The sequence below is a fragment of the Cupriavidus sp. YAF13 genome (assembly GCF_052113425.1).
GTDB lineage: Bacteria > Pseudomonadota > Gammaproteobacteria > Burkholderiales > Burkholderiaceae > Cupriavidus.
Genome location: NZ_JBFRDD010000037.1, coordinates 24,032 through 51,024, shown reverse-complemented (window position 1 = coordinate 51,024; position 26,993 = coordinate 24,032). Strand labels below are relative to the sequence as shown.

Annotated in this window: 28 protein-coding genes and 1 riboswitch; of the genes, 24 read left to right on the top strand and 4 right to left on the bottom strand. The window is 64.4% G+C overall.

What is annotated here, in order from left to right; all coding sequences use genetic code 11:
- The first annotated feature begins 203 nt into the window (after positions 1-203).
- From AB4061_RS26860 to AB4061_RS26780, 17 genes are all read left to right on the top strand, one after another.
- A complete protein-coding gene (locus AB4061_RS26860) occupies positions 204-596 on the top strand; it encodes a hypothetical protein (protein ID WP_441639267.1) in 393 nt (130 codons plus the stop codon).
- The gene (locus AB4061_RS26855) at positions 593-1,051 is read left to right on the top strand and encodes a DUF2846 domain-containing protein (RefSeq protein WP_441639221.1); all 459 of its coding nucleotides are present in this window, start codon (positions 593-595) and stop codon (positions 1,049-1,051) included. The genes AB4061_RS26860 and AB4061_RS26855 overlap by 4 nt, the downstream gene beginning before the upstream one ends.
- Before the next feature lie 511 nt (positions 1,052-1,562).
- Entirely contained in the window at positions 1,563-2,057 is a 495-nt protein-coding gene (locus AB4061_RS26850; protein WP_441639219.1) for a hypothetical protein, read from the top strand.
- Between the two features lie 38 nt (positions 2,058-2,095).
- Positions 2,096-2,719: a hypothetical protein gene (locus AB4061_RS26845; protein WP_441639217.1), complete on the top strand. Its 624-nt coding sequence runs from the start codon at positions 2,096-2,098 to the stop codon at positions 2,717-2,719.
- Between the two features lie 246 nt (positions 2,720-2,965).
- On the top strand, positions 2,966-3,811 hold the full coding sequence (locus AB4061_RS26840; RefSeq protein ID WP_441639215.1) for a hypothetical protein: 846 nt from the start codon (positions 2,966-2,968) through the stop codon (positions 3,809-3,811).
- Between the two features lie 369 nt (positions 3,812-4,180).
- The gene (locus AB4061_RS26835; RefSeq protein WP_441639213.1) at positions 4,181-5,356 is read left to right on the top strand and encodes a branched-chain amino acid ABC transporter substrate-binding protein; all 1,176 of its coding nucleotides are present in this window, start codon (positions 4,181-4,183) and stop codon (positions 5,354-5,356) included.
- Between the two features lie 137 nt (positions 5,357-5,493).
- A complete protein-coding gene (locus AB4061_RS26830) occupies positions 5,494-6,423 on the top strand; it encodes a branched-chain amino acid ABC transporter permease (protein ID WP_441639211.1) in 930 nt (309 codons plus the stop codon).
- An 85-nt stretch (positions 6,424-6,508) separates the two neighbouring features.
- Positions 6,509-7,639, top strand: coding sequence for a branched-chain amino acid ABC transporter permease (locus AB4061_RS26825; protein ID WP_441639265.1), 1,131 nt, complete (start codon positions 6,509-6,511; stop codon positions 7,637-7,639).
- The gene (locus AB4061_RS26820) at positions 7,636-8,421 is read left to right on the top strand and encodes an ABC transporter ATP-binding protein (RefSeq protein WP_441639209.1); all 786 of its coding nucleotides are present in this window, start codon (positions 7,636-7,638) and stop codon (positions 8,419-8,421) included. Before AB4061_RS26825 ends, AB4061_RS26820 begins: the two co-directional genes overlap by 4 nt.
- The gene (locus tag AB4061_RS26815; RefSeq protein WP_441639207.1) at positions 8,418-9,143 is read left to right on the top strand and encodes an ABC transporter ATP-binding protein; all 726 of its coding nucleotides are present in this window, start codon (positions 8,418-8,420) and stop codon (positions 9,141-9,143) included. The genes AB4061_RS26820 and AB4061_RS26815 overlap by 4 nt, the downstream gene beginning before the upstream one ends.
- 12 nt (positions 9,144-9,155) lie before the next feature.
- Entirely contained in the window at positions 9,156-10,445 is a 1,290-nt protein-coding gene (locus AB4061_RS26810; protein ID WP_441639206.1) for an amidase, read from the top strand.
- Between the two features lie 40 nt (positions 10,446-10,485).
- Positions 10,486-11,778 carry a M20 family metallo-hydrolase gene (locus tag AB4061_RS26805; protein ID WP_441639204.1) on the top strand — a complete coding sequence of 431 codons (1,293 nt, stop codon included), beginning with the start codon at positions 10,486-10,488 and terminating at the stop codon, positions 11,776-11,778.
- A gap of 91 nt (positions 11,779-11,869) precedes the next feature.
- A complete protein-coding gene (locus tag AB4061_RS26800) occupies positions 11,870-12,454 on the top strand; it encodes a helix-turn-helix domain-containing protein (RefSeq protein WP_441639263.1) in 585 nt (194 codons plus the stop codon).
- 111 nt (positions 12,455-12,565) lie between these two features.
- Entirely contained in the window at positions 12,566-12,832 is a 267-nt protein-coding gene (locus AB4061_RS26795) for a type II toxin-antitoxin system ParD family antitoxin (protein ID WP_441639202.1), read from the top strand.
- A complete protein-coding gene (locus AB4061_RS26790) occupies positions 12,832-13,134 on the top strand; it encodes a type II toxin-antitoxin system RelE/ParE family toxin (protein WP_441639200.1) in 303 nt (100 codons plus the stop codon). Before AB4061_RS26795 ends, AB4061_RS26790 begins: the two co-directional genes overlap by 1 nt.
- 62 nt (positions 13,135-13,196) lie before the next feature.
- A riboswitch (SAM-I-IV-variant riboswitch) is annotated at positions 13,197-13,302 on the top strand.
- Between the two features lie 46 nt (positions 13,303-13,348).
- Complete coding sequence (locus AB4061_RS26785; RefSeq protein ID WP_441639198.1) at positions 13,349-14,455, top strand: ADP-ribosylglycohydrolase family protein; 1,107 nt, start codon at positions 13,349-13,351, stop codon at positions 14,453-14,455.
- Positions 14,456-14,576: 121 nt separating this feature from the next.
- The gene (locus tag AB4061_RS26780) at positions 14,577-15,848 is read left to right on the top strand and encodes a DUF445 domain-containing protein (RefSeq protein ID WP_441639196.1); all 1,272 of its coding nucleotides are present in this window, start codon (positions 14,577-14,579) and stop codon (positions 15,846-15,848) included.
- A 36-nt stretch (positions 15,849-15,884) separates the two neighbouring features.
- Here AB4061_RS26780 and AB4061_RS26775 read toward each other — a convergent pair whose 3' ends face one another.
- The gene (locus AB4061_RS26775; RefSeq protein ID WP_441639194.1) at positions 15,885-17,180 is read right to left on the bottom strand and encodes a Zn-dependent hydrolase; all 1,296 of its coding nucleotides are present in this window, start codon (positions 17,178-17,180) and stop codon (positions 15,885-15,887) included.
- Between the two features lie 198 nt (positions 17,181-17,378).
- Here AB4061_RS26775 and AB4061_RS26770 point away from each other — a divergent pair, with 198 nt between their 5' ends.
- Positions 17,379-17,714, top strand: coding sequence for a nucleotide pyrophosphohydrolase (locus tag AB4061_RS26770; protein WP_441639192.1), 336 nt, complete (start codon positions 17,379-17,381; stop codon positions 17,712-17,714).
- Between the two features lie 40 nt (positions 17,715-17,754).
- Here the strand turns inward: AB4061_RS26770 and AB4061_RS26765 are convergent, their stop codons facing one another.
- A complete protein-coding gene (locus tag AB4061_RS26765) occupies positions 17,755-18,249 on the bottom strand; it encodes a hypothetical protein (RefSeq protein WP_441639190.1) in 495 nt (164 codons plus the stop codon).
- 271 nt (positions 18,250-18,520) lie between these two features.
- Here AB4061_RS26765 and AB4061_RS26760 point away from each other — a divergent pair, with 271 nt between their 5' ends.
- Entirely contained in the window at positions 18,521-20,002 is a 1,482-nt protein-coding gene (locus tag AB4061_RS26760; RefSeq protein WP_441639188.1) for a M81 family metallopeptidase, read from the top strand.
- 17 nt (positions 20,003-20,019) lie between these two features.
- Here the strand turns inward: AB4061_RS26760 and AB4061_RS26755 are convergent, their stop codons facing one another.
- Entirely contained in the window at positions 20,020-21,066 is a 1,047-nt protein-coding gene (locus AB4061_RS26755) for a GntR family transcriptional regulator (protein WP_441639186.1), read from the bottom strand.
- A 292-nt stretch (positions 21,067-21,358) separates the two neighbouring features.
- On the opposite strand from AB4061_RS26755, the gene AB4061_RS26750 reads away from it, so the two are divergent.
- The 5 genes from AB4061_RS26750 to AB4061_RS26730 all read left to right on the top strand — a co-directional run bounded on the left by AB4061_RS26750 (position 21,359) and on the right by AB4061_RS26730 (position 26,048).
- Entirely contained in the window at positions 21,359-22,042 is a 684-nt protein-coding gene (locus tag AB4061_RS26750) for an amino acid ABC transporter permease (protein WP_441639184.1), read from the top strand.
- A 75-nt stretch (positions 22,043-22,117) separates the two neighbouring features.
- On the top strand, positions 22,118-22,762 hold the full coding sequence (locus AB4061_RS26745; RefSeq protein ID WP_441639182.1) for an amino acid ABC transporter permease: 645 nt from the start codon (positions 22,118-22,120) through the stop codon (positions 22,760-22,762).
- 94 nt (positions 22,763-22,856) lie between these two features.
- On the top strand, positions 22,857-23,585 hold the full coding sequence (locus tag AB4061_RS26740; RefSeq protein WP_441639180.1) for an amino acid ABC transporter ATP-binding protein: 729 nt from the start codon (positions 22,857-22,859) through the stop codon (positions 23,583-23,585).
- 47 nt (positions 23,586-23,632) lie between these two features.
- Complete coding sequence (locus AB4061_RS26735; RefSeq protein ID WP_441639178.1) at positions 23,633-24,430, top strand: transporter substrate-binding domain-containing protein; 798 nt, start codon at positions 23,633-23,635, stop codon at positions 24,428-24,430.
- Between the two features lie 49 nt (positions 24,431-24,479).
- The gene (locus AB4061_RS26730) at positions 24,480-26,048 is read left to right on the top strand and encodes a UxaA family hydrolase (protein WP_441639176.1); all 1,569 of its coding nucleotides are present in this window, start codon (positions 24,480-24,482) and stop codon (positions 26,046-26,048) included.
- 92 nt (positions 26,049-26,140) lie between these two features.
- Here the strand turns inward: AB4061_RS26730 and AB4061_RS26725 are convergent, their stop codons facing one another.
- Positions 26,141-26,923, bottom strand: a complete 783-nt coding sequence (locus AB4061_RS26725) for a GntR family transcriptional regulator (protein ID WP_441639174.1) — start codon at positions 26,921-26,923, stop codon at positions 26,141-26,143.
- Positions 26,924-26,993 lie beyond the last annotated feature (70 nt).

Sequence of the window (26,993 nt, the reverse complement as noted above, 5' to 3'; positions counted from 1 at the left end):
ATTCATTTTTCTAGGATTCGTATTGTTCAATATTTATGTAATATCACGATACGGATGGCGAAAGCTATTTCGTTTGATTCGCGAAACTCGATAAGCTCGCTATGGGACCGATGATAGGTAGCAGGCTCGCTGCCCGCCACGACGGTTGATCACTTTCAGGAACTGGATCGAAACACGTGCCTTTAACGAATACCTTAGCCCTGATGCGTTTACGCCATTTCTGGGCGCTACTCGCCAGCGGCATCGCCCTTTCCGGTTGCGCCCCGATGATCGCAACAACACCATCTTCCGTCGAACTTGCACAGGATGGGACCACGGCGCGATCCATCACGGTCCAGACACCAGTAGTGATCCAGCTCGATACGGGGTACTCGCGAACATTGGCCGCCAAATCCGTATGGAAACCGGTGGGACGCGTGCCGCAAGGTGTCGTCTACCGGCCGGTCGGGACGATCTTCACAATCGAGGGCCGTCAGGTCCACGAAGCCTACCTTGTCCTCAAAGACAAAAAGCTGGTGGGCTTCTATTTGCCGGGGGAGCAGAACTATTCCCCGCTTTCAACCGCAGTACCTCTGACCTTTGGAGAGACCGAATGAAACGAGTTGTACGTATGGTATTGGGTGGGATGGCAATGTCGCTGCTGATGGCGGGTTGCGCATCGGGTGTGAAGCATTCCGATATGGCGGCGTCCATCCCGACGATCAAGCCGGGCGAGGGGCGCATTTACTTCTTGCGCTCGGCCTCGATGTTCGGTGCCGCGATCCAACCGGACCTTCGCCTCAACGGCCAGGTTGTGGGGGAATCCAAGCCCGGCGGCTTCTTCTTCGTGGACCGGCCTGCTGGCAAATATGTCGCCTCGGCGGCGACGGAAACAGAGAAGACGCTTAGCTTCGCCCTGGACGGTGGGGAAACGAAGTACGTGCGCAGTTCGCCGTCAGTGGGCCTGATGGTTGGCCGCGTGGTGCTGGAGCTGGAAACGCCTGACAAAGCCAAGGAGGAGCTGTCGTCCTTGAGCTATACCGGGGACGTGGTGAAGGCGTCGGCCAAGTGAGTAAGCGGGCCAGACTGAGTGGCGTCACGCCATCGCGACTCGGGTAGTTAAGACGGGTGCCCGGCAGCTATTCCCCGGCCGTGGCCACGGCTGCCGTTTGGCAAGTGGCCTTCAACCGGAGCTGTGCGTCGCGTCATTTGCGCACGTGCAACGCGGGTCATTTTTCTTAGCGCAATCTGGTCGAAGCACTGCTTTTCGCGCCGCTAGTGGCTGTAGGTTCATCCGGTTGAACCTACACCGAACTGCGGGCACTCGCGCGCGGTGGAGAGAAATACGTTCCATCGTGACCCATCTGGGCGGATCCTTTGCATTGATCCTTAAAGAAACCCATCATTCATACCGATATGACGACATGGTCGGCATGGCTGTCATGCCCCAACCAGCTCGGTTCGGGAATCGGGTCGGCAAATTCCCTATTGTTCAAAGCTCTCCCATGACGTCTTTCCTACCCCGCCGGTCATTGTTGGGTGCGCTGATAGCGCTACCGCTTTTGCTCACCGGGTGTGCCGTAATGCCCGAATACGCGCCGACGGGCGCCCCTGACACGCAGGCACGCCTACGCATCAAAGCGATGGATATGTACGCGTATCCCGCTGTCATCCTGGGGACCGTCGAGCAGGACAATGAACCCAAGCGCCAGTTGCTTGCCGTTTTCACGAAGGGATGGGCAGGGATCGGCAAGACCCCGAAGGAAAGCGAGCGCATCGGCATGCCGGCCTCGACAGATCAGGATACCAACATGCCCGTGCTCGAGCGCTACGTGAGCGCGGGACAGCCGCTCTCGCTAATGTTTGCGGCCACGCTTGATGGCAGTCTTGTGTGTCGCGCGGCGGCGGCGATGACACCCGAAGCGGGGCGCGATTACGAGCTCGTCGTGCTGCTGCAAGGAACGTCGATCGGCGGCAATGGACGATGCGGACTGCTCGCGTATGAGCTCCAGCCTGACGCTGGCCCGGATAACCGCGTGCCGTTCATGCTGCGGCCCCGGTCAGTGGCCAAGCGCTAACTTCGCGGGCATGTAGCGCAGTCCGTAGGAACCATCGTATGCCTTATAAATTTCTTCATGTCGTGAATATGAGAACCACAACGCTTGTACTGACTTTGTGCGCCTGCGCGTTTGCGCTGGCCGGTTGCGCGGCCAAGTATCAGGAGCCGACGTCCGGAGAACGTGCAAGATTGCGCGTGGTCAACACCGGGCCGCGGGTCAACACGAACGTTTTCCTCTACCCGAATGCGCCGGCTGCCGCCACCTGCTTCGATTCGAAGGATACTATCGGGCGCATCAACATTGCTTTGCTCGATTGGGACAATGCGCTGCATAAGCACAAGCAGGGCGTCAGCATCGGTATTCYAGGCAACGAGGCGGAACGGAGCGAACGTTTTGCGGAGACCTATATTCCTGCCAACCAATCGTTCACTTTCGGCTTTGCCGGCGGCGGTACGCTGGTAGGTGTCGGCGGATCTTTATCTGTGCGCGGCGGCTGTTCCAGTGAAGCATCGTGGGTCCCGCAGGCCGGAGTGGACTACGAAGCCAGCTATGACTGGAAATCCTGTCGCATGACGGTTTCAACGATTTCGACGCTAGGCGTCACCAACCAGGTGGTGCGCGAACCGGCAAACGTGAAGTACCTGAGTTCGTGCAACCGCCTTCCCAAGCCAGCCAAGTGATTCGCCGTGCTTAAGAATGCGAGCGGCGGCTGCGCCCGCGTCTTTTCAATTGATGTGAGGATAYGACGCGGAGCTGGGTCATCACGGAGACGAAGAACCTGTCGGCACGTCATCGCAACCCATCTCATTGGCCGGGCAGCGCACGCAATTTAACGCCCATTCACGCTATCTCACGTATTCCGGCCCTCCCGCAGTTGGCTCGCCAATCGGCCGGCACATCAAATTGCGACTGGAGATTGTGCATTTATGTATTGGACGGGTCATTTCCTGCCTTCGACGAAGAGGCAATTCAAGCGCCTTGCCAATCTGTTGGTGGTAGCCGCAATGCTGGTTGGCACGCAAGGAATCCCGCATGCCAATGCGGCATATGCCCAGCCCGACGATGCGATGGCGGTCGTGCGAAGCTGGACTATCCTGCAAAGGATCCAAAGCGAATGTCCGGGCGGGCCCGATGAGCGTTGGCGACTCGATCGCATTGATCAGGCGGTTGCCCCGTCCCATCGGTTCTCTGCCCGACGATATGCGGAGGCGCTGATTAAGAACTCCGCGTGGCAATCTATCCTCGGCAAAGACATTCAGACGCTGCGGAACATGACGAATGGCTGTGGGACACCTGCGATGCTGGAGTGGCAAGCGGGTATGCGCCGACAAATCGATGCATTAACGCAAACGCTTGCTGGCGATGTTGTGAGCCACTGGCCATCTGAAGCGCTGCAGACGCCCGTCAAAATTTCAGTCGACGCGTTGGAGGCCGTTGACGACGACGATCCTGGCTATCTCCGTGTGTCCATATCCAACCCCGGCACCGACGTACTAGAGATTGCACTATCAGGCAAGGACCTGCACACCGGGTTTTGCAGGGATCTCAGCTCTGCAGATTTGCCGATTACCGCTGGCACAGATCTCCCCACACGGTTGCTTACGCTGCGCCCGGGTGCGTCCATCGCAGCGCGCCTCGTGCTGGATGCGGCCTGCATGCCTGCAGATTCCGTTGCACTGATTGGTGCGTTGATCGTTGTCCGCGACGGGGTGATGGAGTATCGCTCCTTCGGACAGGTCGACATTCCCCGAAAGGCCGTGCCCGGGCAATAGCTGCGGTCCGGCGACACCTGTGGCGGCAATGTCGCTTCGGTGCTCCGATTGGTCTACTTGTGGTGGGTCGTGATGCAACGGCCGGCTCTGCCGCCACTCCGCGCGGCACCGACACCCCTGCGTTCCCCAACTTTCCATACTTCTGGTGCGGCAGCGCACCAGAACCGTGCCGTGCGCACGTAACTGCCGCCTGCCACGGGCGTCTTCGGCCGCCATTGCGGCGTTTTCCATCCCTGGACACCCCCAAAGTCACTGGCACGGTTGTTGCGATGCAGAATTCAAGTGACTTGAATTTAGAGAAAGTCGCATGTAGTTTTGCTCGAGTGACTTGAATACCAACCGTTTGTCCACGTGTCGAAGGGGATGAGAGTGCGCAAGAAGAACACCGTAGTTGCCGCTGCCTTGTTGCTGGCCTCGGCCGGGTTGGCCGGGATGTCCGCGCCGGCTGCCGCCAAGGATGTCGTCAAGATTGCCTTCGTGGGCCCGCTGACTGGCGGCGTGTCGTCCATCGGCCTGGGCGGGCGCAACTCCGCCGACCTGGCGGTTCGCTTGCGCAACGCTGACCCGAAGTCGAAGTACACCTATGAGCTGGTCACGCAGGACGATGAGTGCCGCCCCAACGTGGGCGTGCAGGTGGCGACCAAGATTGCTGCCGACAAGAGCATCGTGGCGGGGGTGACGCATTTCTGCTCCGCCGTGGCGATGGGTACGGTTGGCGTGTACAACCGCTTTGGCATGCCGGCCGTGGTGTGGGGCGCCGTGTTGCCGGATGTCACTTACGGCAATAACTTCAAGGAGATCCATCGCGTCAACGGCACGATGATCAACCAGAGCGAGGTTGCGGCGAAGTTCATGACGGGCCTGGGCTACAAGAAGTGGGCGATCATCCATGACACCACGGATTACGGCAAAGGCCACAACAAGTACTTCAGCGAGTTCCTGAAAAAGGATGGCGGCACGGTGCTGGGTACGTTCGGCGTGACGGCCGACCAGCAGGATTTCACGACGGAGCTGACCAAGATCCGCGAGCTGAAGCCGGACGTTGTCTACTTTGGCGGCCTCACGCCGCTGGGCGTGCGTATCCGCACGCAGATGGAGAAGCTGGGCATCAAGGCGCAGTTCGAGGGAACGTCGGGCATCAAGTCCGATGCGTATATCCAGGGTACGGGCAAGGAGCAGGCCGAGGGCTCGCTGGCCTTTATCGAGGGCGCGCCGTGGGAGAAGCTGCCCGGCGGCTTGTTCTTCGCGGGCAAGTATTCGCAGCAGAAGTACAGCGATCCGCCTGAGGCGTATGGCCCGTTTGCGTTTGCCGCGGCCAACCTGATCATGGATGCGGTGGAGAAGGTGGGGCCGGATCGCAAGAAGGTGCGCGACACGCTCAATGCGACCAAGGATGCCGACACCATCATCGGCAAGGTGACGTTCGATGATCGTCGCCAGAACATCGTGCCGCTGGTGACCAAGTATGTGGTCGAGGATGGCAAGTGGGTGATCTGGGAGGACAGCACCTACGGCAAGGGCAAGAAGAAGCTCGCCGGCTTGTAAATCACCGAAGCGTTAAACCAGGAAAGCACGATCCCACGATCCGGCGATTCCACGGGCCCGCGACCGCAAGGCGCGGCGGCCCGTGGCCGAGTGCGCGTGGCGTCTGGCTTCTTGTCTGGATGGGGGAGGGGTACTCGATGAGTGTGATTGGCCAATACGTCTTCAACGGTTTGATGCTCGGCATGATCTATGCCATGGTCGCCGTGGGATTTACGCTGTTTTTCGGCGTGCTGGATGTGATCAAGTTCTCGCACGGCGATACGCTGATGGTCGGCGCGTTTGCTGGCCTGGCGGCGTCCACCGGCGTGCTGATGCTCGACATCCAGTCGCCCTGGATCCGCTTGCTGGCGGTGGTGCTGTGCGCGATCTGCGTGACCGGCCTGCTGGGCGCGGCGATTGCCAAATTCCTGATCCTGCCGCTGCGCAAGGCGGCACCGCTCAATACACTGCTGGCCACGCTGATGCTGGGCACGGTGATGCGCGAATCCGTGCGGCTGTTCTATCCCGACGGCGCCAACCCCAAGCCGTTCCCGGCGCTGCTGCCGACGGCTTCCATCGAGCTGGGCAGCTTGTCGCTGCGTGCCGATAACCTGATCCTGCTGGCTACCGGCATCGCCATCATCGTCGGCGTGCATCTGCTGATCACGCGTACCCGTTTCGGCATGGCGATCCGCGCGGTGGCGCAGGATGGCGAAACGGCGCGGCTGATGGGCATCAACTTCGAGGCGGTGGTGCTGCTGACATTCGCGCTGGGCTCGGGCATGGCCGCGCTGGCGGGCGTGATGAACGGGCTGTACTACAACGAGATCAACTTCAATGTGGGGCTGCTGCTTGGCGTGATCGGCTTTGCCGCGGCCATTCTCGGCGGGCTGGGGAACATCTACGGCGCCATCCTTGGCGGCTTCCTGTTTGCCGCGCTGCAGGTGCTTGGCAGCGCCACATTGCCTGCGCTGATTCCGGATATCCCGAGCGCGTACAAGGACGTCTTCGCCTTCGCCGTTGTCATCGTGCTGATGGCGTGGAAGCCGACCGGCCTGATCGCAGAAAAATCCAGTGAGCGGGTCTGACACCATGAACATCACGAATACCCCGAATACCCCGAATACCCCGAATACCCCGAAGAGTCACACATCAGCCAGGCGTCATCCCGCCGTGGTGCTGGCGCTGGCCGGCATCGCGCTGACCGTCTACATGTGGTTGTTCCTGCATGCGGAGTCGCAGCTCAGCGTGGCCATCTTGCTGGCCGTTGCCATCGCGACGGTCATTGCCGGCCGGAAGCTGGGCGCCAACCGCGCGCTCGAGGAGGCCGGCGCCAGCCGTCCGGGCCTGGCCCGCTTGTGGGCGGTGGGCGGCACGCTGGCGCTGATCGCCGCGTTCTACGATGCGCACTTCGCGCTGTTGATGATCTGCTCCGTGCTGCTGTACACCACGGCCTGCCTCGGCCTGACGCTGCAGTTTGGCTTCTCTGGCGTGGCCAACTTCGCGGGCGCGGCGTTCTTTGGCATTGGCAGCTATGCCACTGCGGTGATGGCCATGCACACCGGCATTCCGCACTTGCTGATCATCGTCATCTCGGGCGTGATCGCGGCGCTGGTCGGCTCGATGCTGATCACGCCGGTGTTGCGCACGCGGGGGCACTATGCTGCCTTGGTGACCATCGCCTTCGGCATCCTGTTCAAGACCTTCATCGAGGTCAACGATGTGCTGGGCGGGCCGCAGGGCCTGCAGGTGCCGGGCATGACCATCTTTGGTTACGCGCTGAACKACGGTTTTACGGTGGCGGGTGTCGACGTGTCGTTCTACGTCAGCTATGCCTTGATCAGCCTCGGCATCTGTGCCGGTGTCTTTGCAACGGTAAAGGCGCTGGAGCGCTCGTGGGTGGGATTGAGCATGGATGTGGTGCGCACGGACGAGACGGCCGCCGCCACCTTCGGCTTGCATATCGCGCGCTGGAAGGTCGTGGCTTTCATGCTGGGCAATTTCTTTGCGGGCATCGCGGGCAGCATGTACGGGATGATCACCGGCTTCGTGGCGCCGAACAACTTTACGTTCTCAGATTCGCTGCTGATGCTGTCGATCGTGATCCTGGGCGGGCTGGGCAATGCGGTCGGCCTGATTCCGGCGGCCATCATCGTGCTGGTGTTGCCGGAGAAGCTGCAGTTCATCCAGGAATACCGCTTTCTCTTCTACGCGGCGCTGGTGATCGCCATCCTGTTGTTCCGCCCCGACGGGCTGCTGCCGCGCAAGACGCGCTTGTTCTTTGGCCGGGAGACTTCGCGATGAGTGACAAGACCATGATTGAAGTCAAGGGCCTGACCATGCGGTTCGGCGGCCTGACCGCGCTGGACAGCCTGGACATGACAATCCGCGAGGGCGAGATCCTCGGGCTGCTGGGGCCCAACGGTTCGGGCAAGACTACCTTCTTCAATGTGCTGACCGGCCTGTACAAGGCGAGCAGCGGCACCATCACCTACAACGGCGAGAACGTCATCGGCAAGACGCCGCAGGACATCTACCGCAGCGGCGTGGCGCGGACCTTCCAGCGCTCGCGCTTGTCGTTGCCGCTCACGGTATTCGACAACATCGTCATCGGCGACTACCAGCACATGCAGCACGGGCTGGTGTTCAACCTGTTCCGGCGCAAGGCGTTTCGCGCGGAGTACGACGCCTATGTGGAGAAGGTGAAGGGGCTGCTGAATATCTTCAGCCCGCCGTTGGTGGCGCGGCTGTTCGAGCCCGTGGAGACCTTCACCATGATCGACCRCCGCCGCATCGAGGTGTGCCGCGCGCTGATGAGCCAGCCGCGCCTGCTGTTGCTCGATGAGCCTTCCGCCGGCATGACGCATGACGAAACGCATGCGCTGATGAGCGACATCCTGGATGTGCGCGGCAAGCTGCCGAACTTGTCGGTGGTGCTGATCGAGCATGAGATGAACGTGATCGAGCGCATTACCGACCGCTGCGTGGTGCTGAACTATGGCAAGAAGATCGCCGAGGGCACCTACACGGAAATCACCGCCGACGCCAATGTGCAGACCGCCTACCTTGGAGAGGAAGCCGCATGAGCACGCTCAATTCCCCCGGCACGCTCAGCGTGAAAGGGCTCACCACCGGGTATGACAAGGTCAACGTGCTGCATGACGTTTCCATCGACGTGGCCCCTGGCAAGATCACCTGCATCCTCGGCGCCAATGGCGCGGGCAAGAGCACGCTGATTCGCGCCATCCTCGGCCTCACGCCGCCGCGCCAGGGCCAGGTCTTGTGGGACGGCAAGGACCTGGCTGGCGAGAAGACGCACAACATCATCGCTACCGGCATCGCTTGCATCCCGGAGGGGCGCAAGATCTTTCCGCGCATGACGGTGGCGGAGAACCTGGCGCTGGGCGCATACCTGGAGGCGGATGCGGCGCGGGTGCGCGATCGCCTGGCCAAGGTCTACGATATCTTTCCGCGCCTGAAGGAGCGGGCGACGCAGCTGGCGGGGACGATGTCGGGCGGTGAGCAGGCGATGGTATCGATCGGCCGGGGCTTGATGGCGGAGCCGAAGCTGCTGGTGATCGATGAGCCGTCGCTCGGGCTGTCGCCGCTGTATGTGAAAGAGAACTTCAAGGTCATCAAGCAGATCAACGCACTGGGCATCACCGTGCTGCTGGTCGAGCAGAACGCGCGGCAGACGCTGGCCATTTCGCATTACGGCTACGTGCTGTCGCAAGGGCGCGTGGTGGCGCAGGGCACGGCCGAAGCGCTGGCCAGCAACGACGAAGTGCGCTCGGCGTATTTCGGCTGACGGAGAACAGGCATGCACGATTTCCTGGCACTGCCGGCGCGCGAGCTGGCGGCACGCATGGCGCGGCGCGAACTTAGCGTGCAGGCATTGGTACGCGCGTACATCGAGCGCATCGATGCTGCCGAGGCCGGCATTCTGGCCTGGCAGCATTTCAACGGGGCGCAGGCATTGCAGCAGGCGCGGTTGCTGGATGCGGGACCTGCCTTGGGCGCGTTGCATGGCTTGCCCATCGGCGTGAAGGACCTGATGGACACCGCCGACATGCCCACCACGTATGGCTCGCCGATCTACGCCGGGCATCGGCCCGTCATGGATGCCGCCTGCGTGGCGATGGCGCGCGCCGCGGGTGCGGTGGTCATGGGCAAGACCGTGACCACGGAGTTCGCTACTTTCCAGCCGGGTCCCACGCGCAACCCGCGCGCCCCCGCCGATGCCCCGCGCACGCCGGGCGGCTCGTCCAGCGGATCGGCGGCGGCGGTGGCTGCCGGCATGGTGCCGATCGCCTTCGGCACGCAGACTGCCGGCTCCATCATCCGTCCTGCTGCCTATTGCGGTGTGGTCGGCTACAAGCCGACCTATGGCACGCTGCCGTCGGCCGGCATCAAGTCGCTCGCGCCTAGCCTGGATACCGTGGGCGTGCTGGCGCGCTGCGTCGACGATGCTGCCTTTTTCATCGGCGCGATGGCGCGCCTCCCGCTCACGCCGCCGCAGACCGGGCAGGCGACGGCGTTGCGCGTTGGCATTTGCCGCACGCCGCATTGGGAGCGCGCGGATGATGACAGCCGGCGTGCGCTGGACTCGGCTGCGCGCTGGCTTGAGGGCCGTGGCGCCGTGTTGAGCGACCTGATGCTGCCCGCTGCATTCGACGACCTGACGCAGGCCCAGATCGACATCATGGCGTACGAAGCCGCAGCCGCCTTCGCGCCGGAAATGCGCGCGCGGCCCGATGGTCTCAGCAGCGGCTTTGCCGCGTTGCTGGCGGCAGGCCGTGGCATCGATGGCAGCCGCTTCTTTGCCGCGCAGGCGCTCGCCAGTTCCGCACGCAGGGCCTTCGAGCAGAGGTTCGAGTTCGTCGACGTCGTCCTCGCGCCGAGCGCGCCGGGCGAGGCCCCGGCCGGCCTGGGCGCGACGGGCGATCCCATGTTCAATCGCATGTGGACCCTGCTTGGCAATCCCTGCGTCCATGTGCCTACCGGCACGGGTGCGCACGGCATGCCGGTGGGCGTGACGCTGATTGGCCCGCACCGGGGCGATGCGCGCGTGCTTGCGGCTGCGCAGGCGCTTGAGCGCTGCGTGGCTTGAAGTGCGGTGATATGACCGATCCGAATCCGAGGAGAATCCATTGACTCAACAAGATCCACTGGCGCAGCACGCGGCAGAACAGGCGCAGGACCATGTCAATAGCGGCCGCTTGCAGGCGGCCATTGCCGCGCTGGCCGCTTTCGGCGGTCGGGACGATGGCGGTGTCTCCCGTGAAACGCTGACCGATATCGACCTTGCCGCGCGGCGCTACCTGATCGAGCGGGCGCGCGCGCTGGGCTGCGAGGTGAGCACGGACGATTGCGCCAACCTGTTTTTTCGCCGCGCTGGCACGGTGGATCTTCCGCCCGTGCTGACCGGCAGCCATGCTGACACGCAGCCGGTCGGGGGCAAGCTGGATGGCGCCTACGGCGTGCTGGCCGGGCTCGAAGTCATCGCGGCCCTCAATGATGCCGGCATCGAGACGCTGCGCCCGATCGAAGTGGTGGCCTGGACCAACGAGGAAGGCAGCCGCTTCGGGCCCGGGGCCATGGGGTCGAGCGCGTTTGTGGACCCGGCTTGCCTGCCCGCGTATCGCGCGTCGGTGGACGGCGCCAACATCCGCTTCGGCGATGCGCTGGACGCCGCGCTTGCCGCCACGGACGACGTGCCGCGCCGCCCGATGCAGCGGCCGATGTCGGCCTGCGTGGAGTTGCACATCGAGCAGGGCCCGGTGCTGGAGCGCGCGGCCGTGCCGCTGGGCGTGGTCACCGGCATCCAGAGCGTGCGGTGGTACCGCGTGGCATGCACCGGCGTGATGGCGCATGCGGGCACCACGCCCATGGACGAGCGCAGCGATGCCATGGCTACTGCCGTTGGCATTGCCCACCAGTTGTACGCCTACGCCGCTGCCGAGGCCGCCAGCCAGTTGCGGCTGACGCTGGGCCGCTGGCAGGTCGGCCCCAACTCAGTCAACACGATTCCGGGCAAGGTAGAATTCACGATCGATGTGCGCTGCGTGGACGAGGCCGTGCTGGCGCGTTTCGAGGCAACGCTGGATGCCGTGATTGAGCGGGCCCGGCCGCGCCAGGGCGGCATCACGTACCAATGTTTTTTCCGGCGCCCGCCAACGCACTTTCCCGCTGCCATGCTGAACCTGATCGAGCGGGCCTGTGCGCGGGCCAGCGAGCAGGCATCGCAGGGCAAGCCGCTGCACCTCACATCCGGCGCGTTCCACGATGCCATGTACCTGGCGGAGCATTGCCCCACGGCCATGATTTTTGTGCCCAGCAAAGGTGGGATCAGCCATAACGCAGCAGAGGAAACAGCGCCGCACGAACTATTCCTCGGGGCGCAGGCGCTGGCCTATACCGTGGCCGCGCTGGCGAACCAGTAACCTGGGTTCTCCTGGGTTCTGCATCTTCATCTTCAACTTGTCTTGCACGGAACGTGAATTGAAAGCCAAAAGCGCCCTGGCGGTTGACCAGATCGACTCAAAAGATCAAAGCGACCCGAACGACAAGAAGACGCCTGCCTCCAGCTTGGGCGTGCGGTTGCGCCATGCGCGCCTGGTGTCGGGCTACACGCTGCTGCAGCTGGCGCAGAAGGCTGGCTGCTCGGAAAGCCTGATCTCCAAGCTGGAGCGCGGCCTGGCCTCCCCGTCGTTCGCGATGCTGCACCGGCTCGCGGTTGCGCTCGACACCAATATCGCCGCGCTGACGAGCGAGGACAACCCCAGCGAAAGCCCCATCAAGCGCCAGGGCGAGCGCCCGGTCATCAAGGCCGGCGGCATCGCGCTGGAGCGCATTGTGCTGGCCAAGCGTGGTGGTTTGCTGCAGGCCAATATCCACATCGTGTCACCGGGCGAAGCCAGCGATGGGCAGATCGAGCATGTCGGCGAGGAAGTCGGCTATGTGCTTGAAGGCACGCTTGAGCTGACGCTGGGCGATATGAGCTACACAGTTGGCGTGGGCGATGCGTTCACGTTCCCGAGCAGCGTGCCGCACGGTTACCGTAACGCCGGCACCGGCGTGGCACGGGTTTTGTGGGTCAACTCACCGGCGACCTTCTGATTGCCTGCTGACAGGTAACTCAAAAGCACATTTATCAGGTTGGCGAACGCACATTGACGACTCCGGCTCAGCCTGATGTAATAACTGTTGTTAACAGTTAGGAGCGCCAAAATGCCAACCAGCGTTGCCCTTGGCAGTCACTTCGAGACCTTCATTCGTGAGCAGGTGCAAAGCGGACGCTTCAACAATCTCAGCGAGGTCGTGCGCGCTGGTCTGCGATTGCTTGAGCAGCAGGAGCAGCGCAACCAGTTGGAACTGGAAGCACTGCGCGCTGAGATCGCAGCGGGCAAATCGAGCGGCGAGCCTAAGCCTGCTGAAGATGTCTTTGCCAGGCTCGAGACCAAGTATCGGTCCGCCGATAAAAGCAAGCATCGCTGATGCGGCTCACGATTACGCCGCTGGCCGAAATGGACCTGGAAGCCATTGCAGACTACATCGCAGCGGACAACCTTGAGCGTGCGCTGACCTTCATCGTGGAACTGCGTGAGCAATGCCGACGGATCGCGGGGAATGCTCAGGGATATCGCCGCCGAACTGAGCTGGGTAGTGACATCCGCTCTTGCGCCTATGGCAACTACGTGATTTTCTTCTCGGCTAGCCATGACGAAGTGACGGTTATTCGTGTCCTTCACGGTGCCCGCGATATGCCGACACTCTTTGGTTCCGGCGATGCCGTGTAGTTTCCGCCGGCTGAACCTGCTTCCCCCGCCCTTGACACCCCCCAACCCCCCATGTTCCAATCCGCCCACATTCTGATTTGGGTCGACGCCCAAGCCAACCTGCCTTCCCGGGCAAGGTGGATCGCGAAAGCGGATGTGGCTCCTTGAGGAGCAACCAAACGGGCCATGCGTCGACCCTCCTTGCACGGAGGGTTTTTTGTTTTCTGCTTCGGTCATGGATCGCGAGATCACACGCAGCCGCTTCCAGGGCTGCCTGCTGGGCGGCGCCGTTGGCGACGCACTGGGCGCTCCCGTGGAGTTCCTGTCGCTCGCGGAGATCCGCGAGCGCTTTGGCAAAGACGGCATCACCGGCTACGCCCCGGCCTACGGCGGCGTTGGCACCATCACCGATGACACGCAGATGACGTTGTTCACGGCGGAGGGCTTGCTGCGGGCGTGGGTGGGCGAGGTGAGCGGGGGCATCGGCAGTGTGCCTGGCGCGGCCTCGCGCGCTTATCTGCGCTGGTTGCTGACGCAGGGGATCCAGCCGGCGTTTCATCGCGATGTGCTGTCGGACAAGCCGGGATGGCTTTACCAGCAGGCGGCACTGCACAGCCGGCGCGCGCCGGGAAACACCTGTTTGTCGGCGCTGGAGGCCATGCTCAAGCTGGGAGAGCCCGCGCGCAACGACAGCAAGGGCTGCGGGGGCGTGATGCGTGTGGCGCCGGCTGGCCTGTTTGTGTGGCGGCGCGCCGGGCAGCGATCGCCTCAGGACGCCTTTGCCCTGGGTACGGAGCTGGCCGCGCTTACCCATGGACATCCAAGCGGGTCGCTGACGGGCGGTGTGCTGGCGGTGTTGATCCGCGAGCTGGCCGACGGTGCTGCGCTGCCTGATGCTTTGTCGAGCGCCAAGGCGTGCCTGTCCAAGCAGCCGGATCACGAGCAGACGCTGCTGGCCATCCTGCATGCGCAGGCGCTGGCCGACTCTGATGTGGCCTCGGATGACGCCATCGCGCGCCTGGGCGAGGGCTGGGTGGCGGAGGAGGCGTTGGCGATCTCCATATACTGCTCGCTGGTCGCACGTGATTTCCGTCACGGCGTTGTGCTGGCGGTGAATCATGATGGCGACTCGGATTCAACCGGCGCCATCACGGGAAACCTGCTGGGCACGTTGCTTGGCGTGGAGGCCATTGCGCCGGAGTGGCTGGCGCCGTTGGAGCTGCGCGAAGTGATCACCGAGCTGGCCGACGACCTGAGCGTGTTCCCCGAGTGGGACTTGGGCATCGACCCGGCAGACGAGGCGCTGGTTCAGCGGATCTGGACGAAGTATCCTGGGCTTTGAGTCTTGGGCGCTACGCCTGCACCGTTTGATAGCCGATAGTAGGACCGGACATTGCCATGTCCGGAATGCGATTTATGATGGAGATCCCATCTCCAAGCCCAGCAGCAGGGCCCGGTACCCCATGCATCAGGAAGAAGAACTCAGGGTCGCAAAGCGCAAGGCATTGGCCTTGCTGCTGTTCGCGTTTGCCGTTTTCGTCACCACTGTTTTCCTGCCGCGCGCGCCCTTGACGGATGGCGTGCGGGCGGCGGCGGAGGCGGCGCTGGTTGGCGGGCTGGCGGACTGGTTTGCCGTGGCGGCGCTGTTCCGGCGGATTCCGTTGCCGGGCTTTGCGCGCCACACCAACATCATCATCCGCAAGCGGGACGATATTGCGGATGGCCTGGCGGTGTTCGTGAAGGAGAAGTTCCTGGACGTGCAGTCCGTGGTTGCGCTGATCGAGCGGCACAATCCGGCGCTGGTGGTCACCCGCTGGCTGGAGTCGCCCGCCAACGCGCGGCAGATCGGCGATATGGTGGTGAAGTTCGCGAGCGGCATGCTGGATGTGATGGATGAGCGCAACATCCAGTCACTGCTGAAGCGGGCGGTGGATACGATGATCGACAAGGTCGATCTGTCGGAGTCCGCGGCGACGATCCTCGACAGCCTGACCAGGAACGATCGGCACCAGGCGCTGCTCGATGAGACGATCGCGCAGTTGATCGCCTTGCTGAACGAGCCGCCCGCCCGCGCTTTCATCTCGGAGCGGATCGTGGAATGGCTGAAGAGCGATCACCCCAGGAAGGAGCGGCTGCTTCCCACCGAGTGGATCGGGAGCAATGGCGCTGACCTGATTTCCGCGGCGCTGAGCCGCGTGCTGACCCAGATCGAGGGCGACGCCAATCACGCGCTGCGCAAGCGCTTCGATGCGGCCGTGCAGCGTTTGATTCAACGGCTGAAGCACGATGCCGCGTTCCACGCCAAGGCCGAGGCGCTGAAGGCGCACCTGAAGCAGGATGGGGCGCTGAACGCCTATGTCGGCGGGCTTTGGGCCGAGTGGCGCGATGGGTTCAAGCGCGACCTGGCGCGCGAGGATTCCGCCACGCACCGCAAGGTGGCGGCGGCGGGCCAGTGGATCGGCGCGGAGCTGGCGCGCAACGCGTCCCTGCGCGCATCGCTCAACGATCATCTGCGCGACGCGGCGCGCAACATGGCGCCGGACTTTGCGGAGTTCATCACGCGGCATATCAGCAACACCATCCGCAGCTGGGATGCGCGCGACATGTCCCGGCAGATCGAGCTGAACGTGGGCAAGGACCTGCAGTACATCCGCATGAACGGCACGGTGGTCGGCGGGCTGATCGGCGCGGCGCTGTACCTGATCGCGCAACTGCCGGCGTGGCTCGCCCGCTAGGCGTCTGCTTTGCGTTGCCTTGCCAGTCGGAGCCGGTCAAGGCCGGTTGGCCAGCCGGAGCACCACTTGCAGCAGGATCTGCGCGCCATTGACCAGGTCGTCCGGCTCGGTGTACTCGCGCACGTCGTGGCTCAGGCCCTTGACGCTGGGCACGAAGATCATGCCGGTCGGGCACAGGTGCGCCAGCATCTGCGCGTCGTGCCCGGCGCCGCTGGGCATGCGCATATGGCTAAGGCCCAGCGAGGCGGTCTCTTGCTCGATCAGGTCGATGACCATGGGGTGGAACGCCACCGGCTCCAGGTGCGCCAGCATGCGGTAGCTCAGGCTGAGGATCTCTGCCTGGCAGGTCTGCTCGGCAAAGGCCAGCACCTCGGCTTCGGCCTGGGCGAGCAGTTGGTCATCGGTGTTGCGCAAGTCGACGGTGAAGGTGGCGCGCTCGGGGATGACGTTGATCATGTTGGGCTCGAAGCGCATGGCGCCCACCGTGCCGAGCTGGCTGTCGCCGTAGCGCAGTGCCAGGTCGTGCACGAAATTGGCGATGCGCATGGCGGCGTAGCCGGCGTCGTGCCGCAGGTCCATGGGCGTGGTGCCGGCGCTGTTGGACATGCCGTCGATCCTGAACTCCGTCCAGGAGATGCCTTGGATGCTCTCCACCACGCCGATGCGCAGGTCGCGCAGATCCAGCGCCGGGCCCTGCTCGATGTGCAGCTCGACAAAGCTGTCCACGCGCGGCGCACCCACCGGGGCTTGCCCGCTGTAGCCGATGCGCTGCAGCTCGGCGCCGACGGTGGTGCCGTCGATGCTGGTGGCCGCTAGCGCGTCTGCCAGGGGCAGGCCGCCTGCGTAGACCAGCGAGCCCATCATGTCGGGCTGGAAGCGCACGCCGGTGGCATTGGTAAAGAAGGCCACGGCAATCGGGCGGCGCGTGCGCAGGCCTGCATCGCGCAGCGTGGCGATCACTTCCAGGCCGGCCAGCACGCCATAGCTGCCATCGTAGCGGCCGCCGGTGCGCACGGTATCGATATGCGAGCCGATCATCACGGGGGGCAGGTCCTCGGTGCCGGCGTAGCTGGCCACGCCGTTGCCGATGGCGTCGATCGTCACCACCATGCCAAGCGCCTGCATGCGCGCAACCGTCCAGTCCCGGCCGAGCTCGTCGGCATTGGTCAGCGCCAGGCGGCGCACGCCGCCGCCTTCAATGGCACCAAGCCGCGCCAGATCGTCCAGGCTTTGCAGCAGGCGCTCCGGGTGGACGCGCGGCGTGCGTGGGGTGTGCTTTGCTTCTGTTACCTGTGCTGCCTGTGCTGCCTGCTGTGGGTGTTGCGCGGTCATGCGTGTTTCTGGGTCCAATCGGAATGCGTGGAATGCGTGGAATGCGTCCACTATGAAACGATGGTCTCGCGTTTCGGTGCACATAAGGTGCAAATGAGGTGCCCATGAAACGCATGTTTCTCTGCTCGTTGTGCGTCGCGGGCCGCTTGCATTCGTGGTTCAATAGGCGCGGTGCTTATTTTTTTGCAGTGAACCATCATGACCCTGATTGACATCAAGACGCTCCAGGAAGCGGCCGCCGCATTTGGCGAGGCCCGCGGCTGGGGCAAGTATCACAGCCCCAAGAACCTGGCCATGGCGCTGAGCGTGGAAGTGGCCGAGCTGGTCGAGATCTTCCAGTGGAAGACGGAGGAGGAGGCGCGCGGCATCATGTCCACGGACGAGCGCGCGCACGTGGAGCAGGAACTGGCGGACATCACGATCTACCTGGCGCAGTTGCTGACCGCGCTCGATGTTGACCTGAACGCGGCGGTGAAGGCCAAGATGGCGATGAATGCGGTGAAGTATCCGGCCAAGACGGGCGGCGCGGATTGAAGTAAGGGGCGCCGGGCCAGCGGCGCCACCTGCGAGGCCTTCAGCGCGCCGGCGCGCCCTTCTGCCCGCCAAGCCGCGGATTGGGATATTCGCAGCCCAGCTCGACCCGGCCCTTGTACTCGCGGGCCACGATCCACGCGCCGCGCGCGCTCTCGCGGGCCAGGCCCCGGCCGGCCACGCCGCGCAGGCCGAGCTGGCTGGCCACGGCGTTGACGTCGGTGGCGCTGGTGATGCCATAGGCCGTGTAGTTGCCGAGCTGGTAGTCGCCGAAGCGCACGTCCGTGGTGGGCAGGCCGGCAACGCTGACGGGCTTGGGGGTGCGATACACGGCGGAGGCGAAGCCGCTCAGTTCGTCGTTCTTGCTCCACCCGGGCAGCCCGCCATCTTCCAGGGCGTCGACATAGGCGGCCACGCCGCTGGCTTCGCCCTTGCAGTCGAGCAGTGCGGCTAGCGGCGGCAGGTTGGCCGCGTGGGAGATGGCGGGGCCGCCGATGGCCAGCAGGATAGCGCCCAGGCGCAGCAGTTGCTTCTTCATTGTTATTGTTCCGAGGTTGAGATTGGCGCGATATTGTCCGTCATGGCGGCATCATCGTGTCCAGCACGGCTGCACGCCGCGCGATGGAATTCCGGTGCCCCTCTTTCTCACCGTTCCATCCCGGGCCACATGCCGGTAGACTTTGGCCGTTGCATTGAGGCCATGCCAGTCATATTGTCGCCGATGCCGCCGATGCCGCATCGCTGGTCCCCATCCCCCCGTTCCGGCCGGACATTCCCGGCCGCTTCCATGCTGGAGCCCCCGCACCGCCATGAAGATCCTGATCGCACGACTGAACCACGAAACCAATACCTTCTCGCCGGTGGCGACGCCGCTGTCGTCCTTTCATCCGCACTACGGCGAGGACGCGTATCGGGCGAGCAAAGGCACGCGCACGGCCATCGGCGCCTTTATCGACCTGGCCGAGGCGGCCGGCGCGGAGCTGGTGGTGCCGGTCACGGCCAGCGCCAACCCGAGCGGACGCGTCGCGGCCGATGCATATGCGGCCTTGTGCGATGCCATCGTGAAGGCGGCGCCCGGGTGCGATGCCGTGATGCTCGACCTGCACGGCGCCATGGTCGCGCAGAACAGCGACGACGGCGAGGGTGAGTTGCTGGCGCGCCTGCGCGAAGTGCTGCCGCACGCGCCGATTGCCGTGGCGCTGGACCTGCACGGCAACGTGACGCAGGCCATGATCGATCACGCGGACATCGCGGTCAGCTTCAAGACCTATCCGCACGTGGACATGTACGAGACCGGCGAGCACGCCGGCCGCCTGCTGATGCGCATGCTCCAGCAAAAGGCGCGGCCCGCGCTGGCCTGGCGGCGCCTGCCGATGGTCACGCACACACTGCGCAGCAATACCGGCGAAGGCGCGATGCAGCGCGCGGTGGCGGCGGCCAGGCAGGCGGAGGCCGACGGCATGCTGGCAGTGTCGGTGCTGGCCGGCTTCGGGCTGGCGGATATCGCGGCACCTTGCCTGAGCGTGCTGGTCGTGGCCGACGGCAGCCAGGCCGCGGCGCAGGCGGCGGCCGACAAGCTTGCCGCGCAGATCTGGGCGGAGCGCGCCGGCTTTGTCTATGAGAGCGAGCCGCTGGCTGAATCGATCGCGCGCGCCGCGCAGCTGGCCGCGCAGGGCGGCAACGGGCCGGTGCTGTTGCTGGATCACGGCGACAACTGCATGTCGGGCGGCACCTGCGACGATATGGAAGTCCTGCGCGAGGCCTTGCGGCAAGGCTTGTCCGGCATTGCCGTTGGGCCGGTGTGCGACCCGCAGGCCGTAGCCGCGATGATCGCGGCCGGCGTGGATGCCAGCGTGACGTTGCCGGTGGGCAACAAGGTGCCGCTGACCCAGCTTGGCATCTACCCGACGCCGCTGACCCTGACGGGCCGGGTGGCCGCCATCAGCAATGGCGAATACGTGATCAGTGGTCCGACCTACACCGGCGCGCGCATCCGCATGGGCCGCACAGTGCTGCTCGATATCGGCGCGGCGCAGGTGGTGGTGACCGAGACCCCGCAGGAGCACTGGGACCTGGGCATCTTTACCCATATCGGCGTGGATCCCCTGGCGCAGCGTTTCCTGTTGCTGAAGTCGCGCATGTACTGCCGGCCGGTGTTCGTGCCGATAGCAAAGGCGGTGGTGGAGTGTGATGGCGGTGGCGTGACGAGTTCGCGCTATGCGCAGTTCCCGTTTGAGCGTCTGACGCGGCCGGTGTATCCGCTGGACGCGGACGTGACCTTGGGCGGTTAGCTAGCGGCCTGACCCGCTCACGCGATATACGAAACCTCGGGCAGCGCGAACGTCTCGCGCACCAGTTCCGCGCGCCGGGTCACTTTCTCGCAGGATAGTTCGAGGTGGTCGCGCAGCAGGTCGGCGGCCTTGCGCGGCGCGCCATCGGCGGCGGCCTGCAGCACGGCGATGTGCTCGGACATGAACGGGTCCGCTTCGGGCATCGGCGTGGAGACGCCCAGCACGTGCTTGCTCAGCGTGAGGATGCAGCGCGTGCGCTGCAGGCTGCTGAGCAATTCCTTGTTGGGGCACTGCGAGAGCAGCTGCACGTGCAGGTCGTGCTCCAGGTTGTCCATGGCGGTGCGGCTGACCTTGGGGTAGACGCGCTGCACCTTGTGCAGGTCGCCGATCATCCGCTCTATCTCGGCCCGGTCGGCGTGGCCGATGGCGGCGCGCAGCGCGGCGGGTTCCACCAATGAGCGCAGTTCGTAGAGATCATGGATGCGCTTGGCGTCCAGCGGCGTGATGACCCAGCGCAGGCGCTCGTCCTTCTCCAGGATGCCCAGGCTTTCCAGGCGCAGCAATACGTCGCGCACCACGGTCCGGCCCACGTTGAAGTGGCGGGCCAGTTCGATCTCGTTGACGCGATAGCGGCCGAACACCGAGAGGTGCACCAGGTCGCGCTCCACTTCGTCGTAGATCACTTCCCAGCCCAGCGTCTTGCGCGCGACATCCGGCTCGCGGTCCACGCCCAGCATGGCAGGGTCCAGCGGGATGCGCCGGGGCGCGGTGCCCGCGGGCCCGGCCACGAAGCCGCGGCCTTCGAAGCGGCTGACCACGCCATCGGCTTCCAACTCGCGCAGGGCCTGGCGCACCGGCGAGCGGGTGGAGCGCAGGATCTCGGCCACATGGCCTTCCAGCAATACCGTGCCCTGCTCCAGCGAGCCTTCCACGATGGCCTTGCGCAGCAGCTCGACGATGACGGCGTAGATCGGCGCGTGCCGTTGCGCTTCGTCGGCTTCCTGCATGAGTGCGAAGGGGGCGGTGCGCTTGTCTTGTCGCGCGGCCGTCGATGGACTCGGCACGTTGTCTCCGGATCGGTTGGCGGGTTTGGGTGGTGTTGGGTATGTCGTCAGGTACTTCGTCGGGTGCGTCGCTCGTGGTGTCGGCATGGTGCCAAGTATCGGGCGGCGCATGAACGCTCGAACGCATGAGCATATGATACACGGGTATTTTCATATATTGACGTTTGTCGGCAATAGTCATATATTTCGATCCATGCCGGCGCAAGGCCGCATCGAGACGAGAACAAAACACCGAGACAGGGTGGCGGCCAAGCCGGCGCTGCCCACAAAAGAGCGATAGGGCGCATCCCCGATGGACTACCAGTTCGATTTCAGCTTCCTGTCCGCCAACTGGCGCGAACTGCTCGACGGGGCATGGCTGACCCTGCGCATGTCTGTTGCGACCATCGTGCTCGGCTTTGTGCTGGGAACGGCGCTGGCGGTGGCGCGCACGCAAGGCCCGGCCTGGGCGCGCCGCTGCGTCACGGGCTATGTGGATGTGATTCGCAACACGCCGCTGGTGATCCAGGCGTTCTGGCTGTTCTTCGGGCTGGCGGCGGTGCATGTGCGCGTGCCGGCGATGGCGGCGGCGGTGCTGGCGCTGGTGGTCAACGTATCGGCCTACACCACGGAGATCGTGCGCGCGGGCATCGAGTCGGTGCCGCGCGGCCAGTTGGAGGCCGCATCGTGCCTGGGGCTGTCGCGCTGGCAGGTGCTGCGCCTGGTGGTGCTGCCGCAGGCGGTGGAGCGCATGTACCCGGCGCTGATCAGCCAGTTCGTGCTGATGATGCTGGCCACCTCCATCATGTCGCAGATCTCGGCGGAAGAACTCACTGCGGTGGGCTACCGCATCCAGTCGGAGACGTTCCGCGGCTTTGAGATCTACATCGTCATTGCCGTGGTGTACCTGGTGCTGTCGTGGCTGTTGCGGTTGTCGATGGCGGGCGTGGGTGCCATCGCTTTCACGCGCCGCCGGCGCCTGAAGACGGCGCTCTGATTCCGCACGCTATCTCTTTCCCCTCTTTCCCCTTCTTCTACTTTCCTACTTCCTTTCGACGCGGAGCCAAGCATCATGTCCAGCCTTTCCCTGGATCAAGTCTTGTTTATCCTGCGCGGCGCAGGCTGGACGCTGTTGCTGTCAGCCATGGGCTTTGTCGGCGGCGCGCTGGCGGGCCTGCCGCTGGCACTGGCACGCAGCCGCGGCGGCCGCGTGCTGCGCATGGCTACCGGCGCCTTCGTGCAGCTGGTGCAGGGCGTGCCGCTGCCGGTGATCATGTTCGTGGTGTATTTCGGCATCAGCGTGGGTGGCTTCGACCTGCCCGCGCTGGTGGCCGCCGGCATCGCCATGACGGCGTATTCCAGCGCCTACCTGGCCGAGATCTGGAAGGGCTGCATCCAGGCCGTGCCGCGCACGCAGTGGGAGGCGGCCGAGTGCCTGGCGCTCACGCCGCTGCAGCGCGTGGTGCACGTGATCTTGCCGCAGGCTGCGCGCATCGCGGTGGCGCCCACGGTGAGCTTCCTGGTGCAGATCGTGAAGAACTCCTCGTACGCGGTGGTGATCGGCTTCTTCGACCTGACCTATTCGGCACGGGTGGTGAACAACTCCACCTTTGAGCCCTTCGTGGTGTTTTCCATCGCGGCGGTGCTTTATTTCGCGATCTGCTATCCGCTGTCGACGCTGTCGTACAAGCTGGAGCGCCGCTTCAAGCGGGTTTGATACGAGGCTGAATACGGGGCTGAATGCGGGGCTGAACGTGGCTGCGGGAGCGGACCCGAATCAGCGGGAAACACAAGACATCATGGAGACAAGCATGGAAGACATCGTCCGCTTCGACAAGGTGAGCAAATCCTTCGGGCAGGTGGAGATCCTCAAAGGCGTGAGTTTCTCGGTGCGCGCCGGCGAGGTGGTGGCGCTGATCGGCCGCAGCGGCTCGGGCAAGAGCACGGCTCTGCGCTGCATCAACGGCCTGGAGCGCGTGAACGGCGGCGCGTTGCACGTGTGCGGCCGCGCCATGCACGAAGACAACGTGCCGCTGGGCGAGCTGCGCAAGGAAGTGGGCATCGTGTTCCAGAGCTACAACCTGTTCCCGCACCTCACCGTGGAAGAAAACGTCATGCTGGCGCCGCGCAAGGTCAAGGGCGTTGGCAAGAAGGAGGCGCGCGAGCTGGCCATGCACGTGCTCAAGCAGGTTGGCATGGAGGAGCGCGCCGGCTACTACCCGGAGCAATTGTCCGGCGGCCAGCAGCAGCGCGTGGCGATTGCGCGATCGCTGGCGATGCAGCCGCGCCTGATGCTGTTCGATGAAGTCACCTCGGCGCTGGATCCCGAGCTGACCGGCGAGGTGCTCAAGGTGATCGAGCGGCTGGCCGAAGACGGCATGACCATGGTGTTGGTCACGCACGAGATGGCGTTCGCGCGCTCGGTGGCGGACCAGATCATGTTCATGCACCAGGGCATCGTCTGGGAAGGCGGCAGCGGCAAGCTGCTGGATGAACCTTCGACGCCGGAGCTCAAGCAGTTCGTCGGCAACGGCCTTTGATTTCCCGCTGGCCGGCACGACTCAACCTACACACACGGAGACACCCCATGCACTTCAACCGCCGCCTGCTCGGCTCGCTCGCCGCCCTGCTGCTCGTTGGCGCATCCGCCAGCGCCTGGTCCGACACGCTCGACACCATCAAGCAACGCAAGAAGATCCTGGTCGCCGTGGATATCGGCGCGCCGCCCTACGGCATGCTCGACAGCCAGGCAAAGCAAAGCGGCTCCGATGTGGAGACCGCCCGCCTGCTGGCCAAGGACCTCGGCGTGGAACTGGAGATCGTGCCGGTGACCGGGCCCAATCGCGTGCCGTTCCTGCTGACCAGGAAAGCGGACGTGGTGCTGGCCTCGTTCTCGGTCACCGACGAGCGCAAGAAGGTGATCGATTTTTCCGATCCCTATGGCGTGATCCCGGTGGTGGTGGGCGGGCCCGCAAAGTCCAGCCTCAAGCGCTTTGCCGATCTGTCCGGCAAAACCATCGCCGTCACGCGCGGCACCACCAGCGACCAGGAACTGAGCCGCGGCGCCAAAGAAGTGCCGGGCGTGAATATCGTGCGCTACGAGGACGACGCCACGACCAACACCGCCGTCTCCACCGGCCAGCAGGACTATCTCGCCGCCGCCATCAGCGTGATTCCCGCGGTGAAGAAGAGCAATCCCACGCGCGACCTGGAAACCAAGTTCGTGATGAAGGCCTATCCCTATGCGATCGGCCTGCGCAAGGGCGACACCGCGCTGAAGGCGTGGCTCGACAACTGGGTCAAGGCCAACCTGAAGAACGGCAAGATCAACAGCATCTACAAGCAGTACTTCGGCATCGCGCTGCCGGACGAAATGATCAAGTAAAGCCCGCACGAATCGGCAGGGCGACCATTAAATCGCGAGAAACCACCCCATGAGCACAGAGAGCATTGCCGCCGCCCCCGCGCAGCTTCCCCGCACGCCGCGCACCATCCGGCTGCATCCCGATGACGACGTGGTCATCGCCCGCGAACAGATGGTGGCCGGCACGCCGGTCGCCGACGAAGGCGTGACCGTGATCGGCCTGGTCCCGCCCGGCCACAAGATCGCCACCCGTGCGATCGCCAGTGGCGAAGCGGTGCGGCGCTACGGCCAGATCATCGGCTTTGCCAGCCAGGATATCCGCGCCGGCCAGCACGTGCATACGCACAACCTGGCCATGGGCGATTTCACGCGGGACTATGCGTTCAGCGCGGAGGCCCGCGTGGTGCAACCGGTGGCGCAGCCGGCCACGTTCGATGGCATCAGACGCGCCGACGGCGGCGTGGCCACGCGCAACTACATTGGCATCCTGACCTCGGTGAACTGCTCGGCCACGGTGGCGCGCGCCATCGCGGATTATTTTCGCCGGGACATCCATCCGCAGGCGCTGGCCGCCTATCCCAATGTGGATGGCGTGGTGGCGCTCACGCACGGCGTGGGCTGCGCGGTCGATCCGCAGGGCGAGGGGCTGGCGGTGCTGCAGCGCACGCTGGGCGGCTATGCCTGCCATCCCAACTTTGCCAGCGTGCTGGTGATCGGCCTGGGCTGCGAGACCAACCAGATCTCCGCGCTGCTGGCGACACAGGGGCTCACGCACAGCGACCGGCTGCAGACGTTCACCATCCAGGACACTGGCGGCACCACCAAGACCATTGCCCATGGCATCGAGCTGATCAAGGCGATGCTGCCGAAGGCCAACGCGGTGGAGCGCCTGCCGGTGCCGGCGCACCATCTGGTGGTGGGCCTGCAATGCGGTGGCTCGGACGGCTACTCGGGCATTTCGGCCAACCCGGTACTGGGCGCGGCGGTGGATTTGCTGGTGCGCAATGGCGGCACCGCGATCCTCTCCGAGACGCCGGAGATCTACGGCGCCGAGCACTTGCTGACGCGCCGCGCGCAAACGCCGGAGATCGGTCAGAAGCTGGTGGCGCGCATCCGCTGGTGGGAGGCCTATTGCGAGCGCCACGGCGCCAGCATGGACAACAACCCCTCCGCCGGCAACAAGGCGGGCGGCCTGACCACGGTGCTGGAAAAATCGCTGGGCGGCATCGCCAAGGGCGGCTCCACCAATCTCGCCGAAGTGTACGAGTACGCGCAGCCGGTGCGCGTGCGCGGCCTGGTCTTCATGGATACGCCGGGCTACGACCCGATCTCCGCCACCGGCCAGGTGGCGGGCGGCGCCAACCTGATCTGCTTCACCACCGGGCGCGGCTCGGCCTACGGCTGCGCGCCCTCGCCCTCGGTCAAGCTCGCGACCAACACGGCGCTATGGCAGCGCCAGTCGGACGACATGGACCTGAACTGCGGCACGGTACTGGACGGCAGCGCCACCATCGCCGAACTGGGTGCGGCGTTGTTCCAGCTGATGCTGGACACGGCCTCCGGCAAACGCTCGCGCAGTGAGCTCCATGGCTACGGGCAGAATGAGTTCGTGCCCTGGCAACTGGGGGCGATTACCTGAACGTGGATGGTTGCCCGGGCGTGCCCCGGGCAACGGCCGGCACGCCGTGCCCGGCGTGGCGGACCGGCTCGGTCGCCATGTTCCTGGCCTGCTCAGACCGTTCTACGCCCGCCGCTTGCCGGCGCGCGCCGCACGGTCTTCGAGGCGGGCTTGCCCGCGTCGGGCACCGGGCCATCAAACGCATCGGCCGCCAGCAGCACGCCCGCTGAGACGATGTACTCCGCCGCGCTTTCGATATCTCCCTGCAGCGCGGCCCGTGCCGCAACGCCATCCCTGCGCTTGAGCGCCGCAACCAGCCGCGCGTGGTGATTCACCGCTACCTGCTCGCCCACGCGGCGGGAGCCGGAGCGCAGATCGTGATTCAGGATCGGGCCAATACGCAGCCACAGCGCTTCAATCATCTGCAGCAGGATCGGCATGCCGGCGCCCTTGTAGACGGCGAAATGCAGTTCCTTGTTGACCGAGATCAGCTTTGAGCTGTCCGGCCTAGGCCGGGCCATCTCTTCCGCGAAGCGGTCATGGAGGGCCGTGACCTGCACGATCGCGGCGTCGCTCAGGTGCTCGGCCGCCTGCTCTGTCGCCAGTCCTTCCAGATTGACCCGGATACTTGTGATCTCCCGGAACTGGCTCACGCTCATGATCGGCACGCGCAACGCACGGTTAGGCGTCAGTTCCAGTGCCTGCTCCGCCACCAGGCGATGCACCGCTTCGCGCACTGGCATCACGCTCACGCCCAGCGCAGCGGCAGTGCTGCGCAGCGAGATTTGTTCTCCGGGCATCATGTGGCCGCTGATCAACAATTCTCGCAATTGCGCGTAGACGTCTCCACTCAACGTCTGGCGCTTCAAAGGGGTCACAAGTTCGGGTAGGGACATGCGGAAATCATAGCACTTCATAGCACATAGGGTATCCCCGATTTGAGATCTGTGATCACAGATATAACAT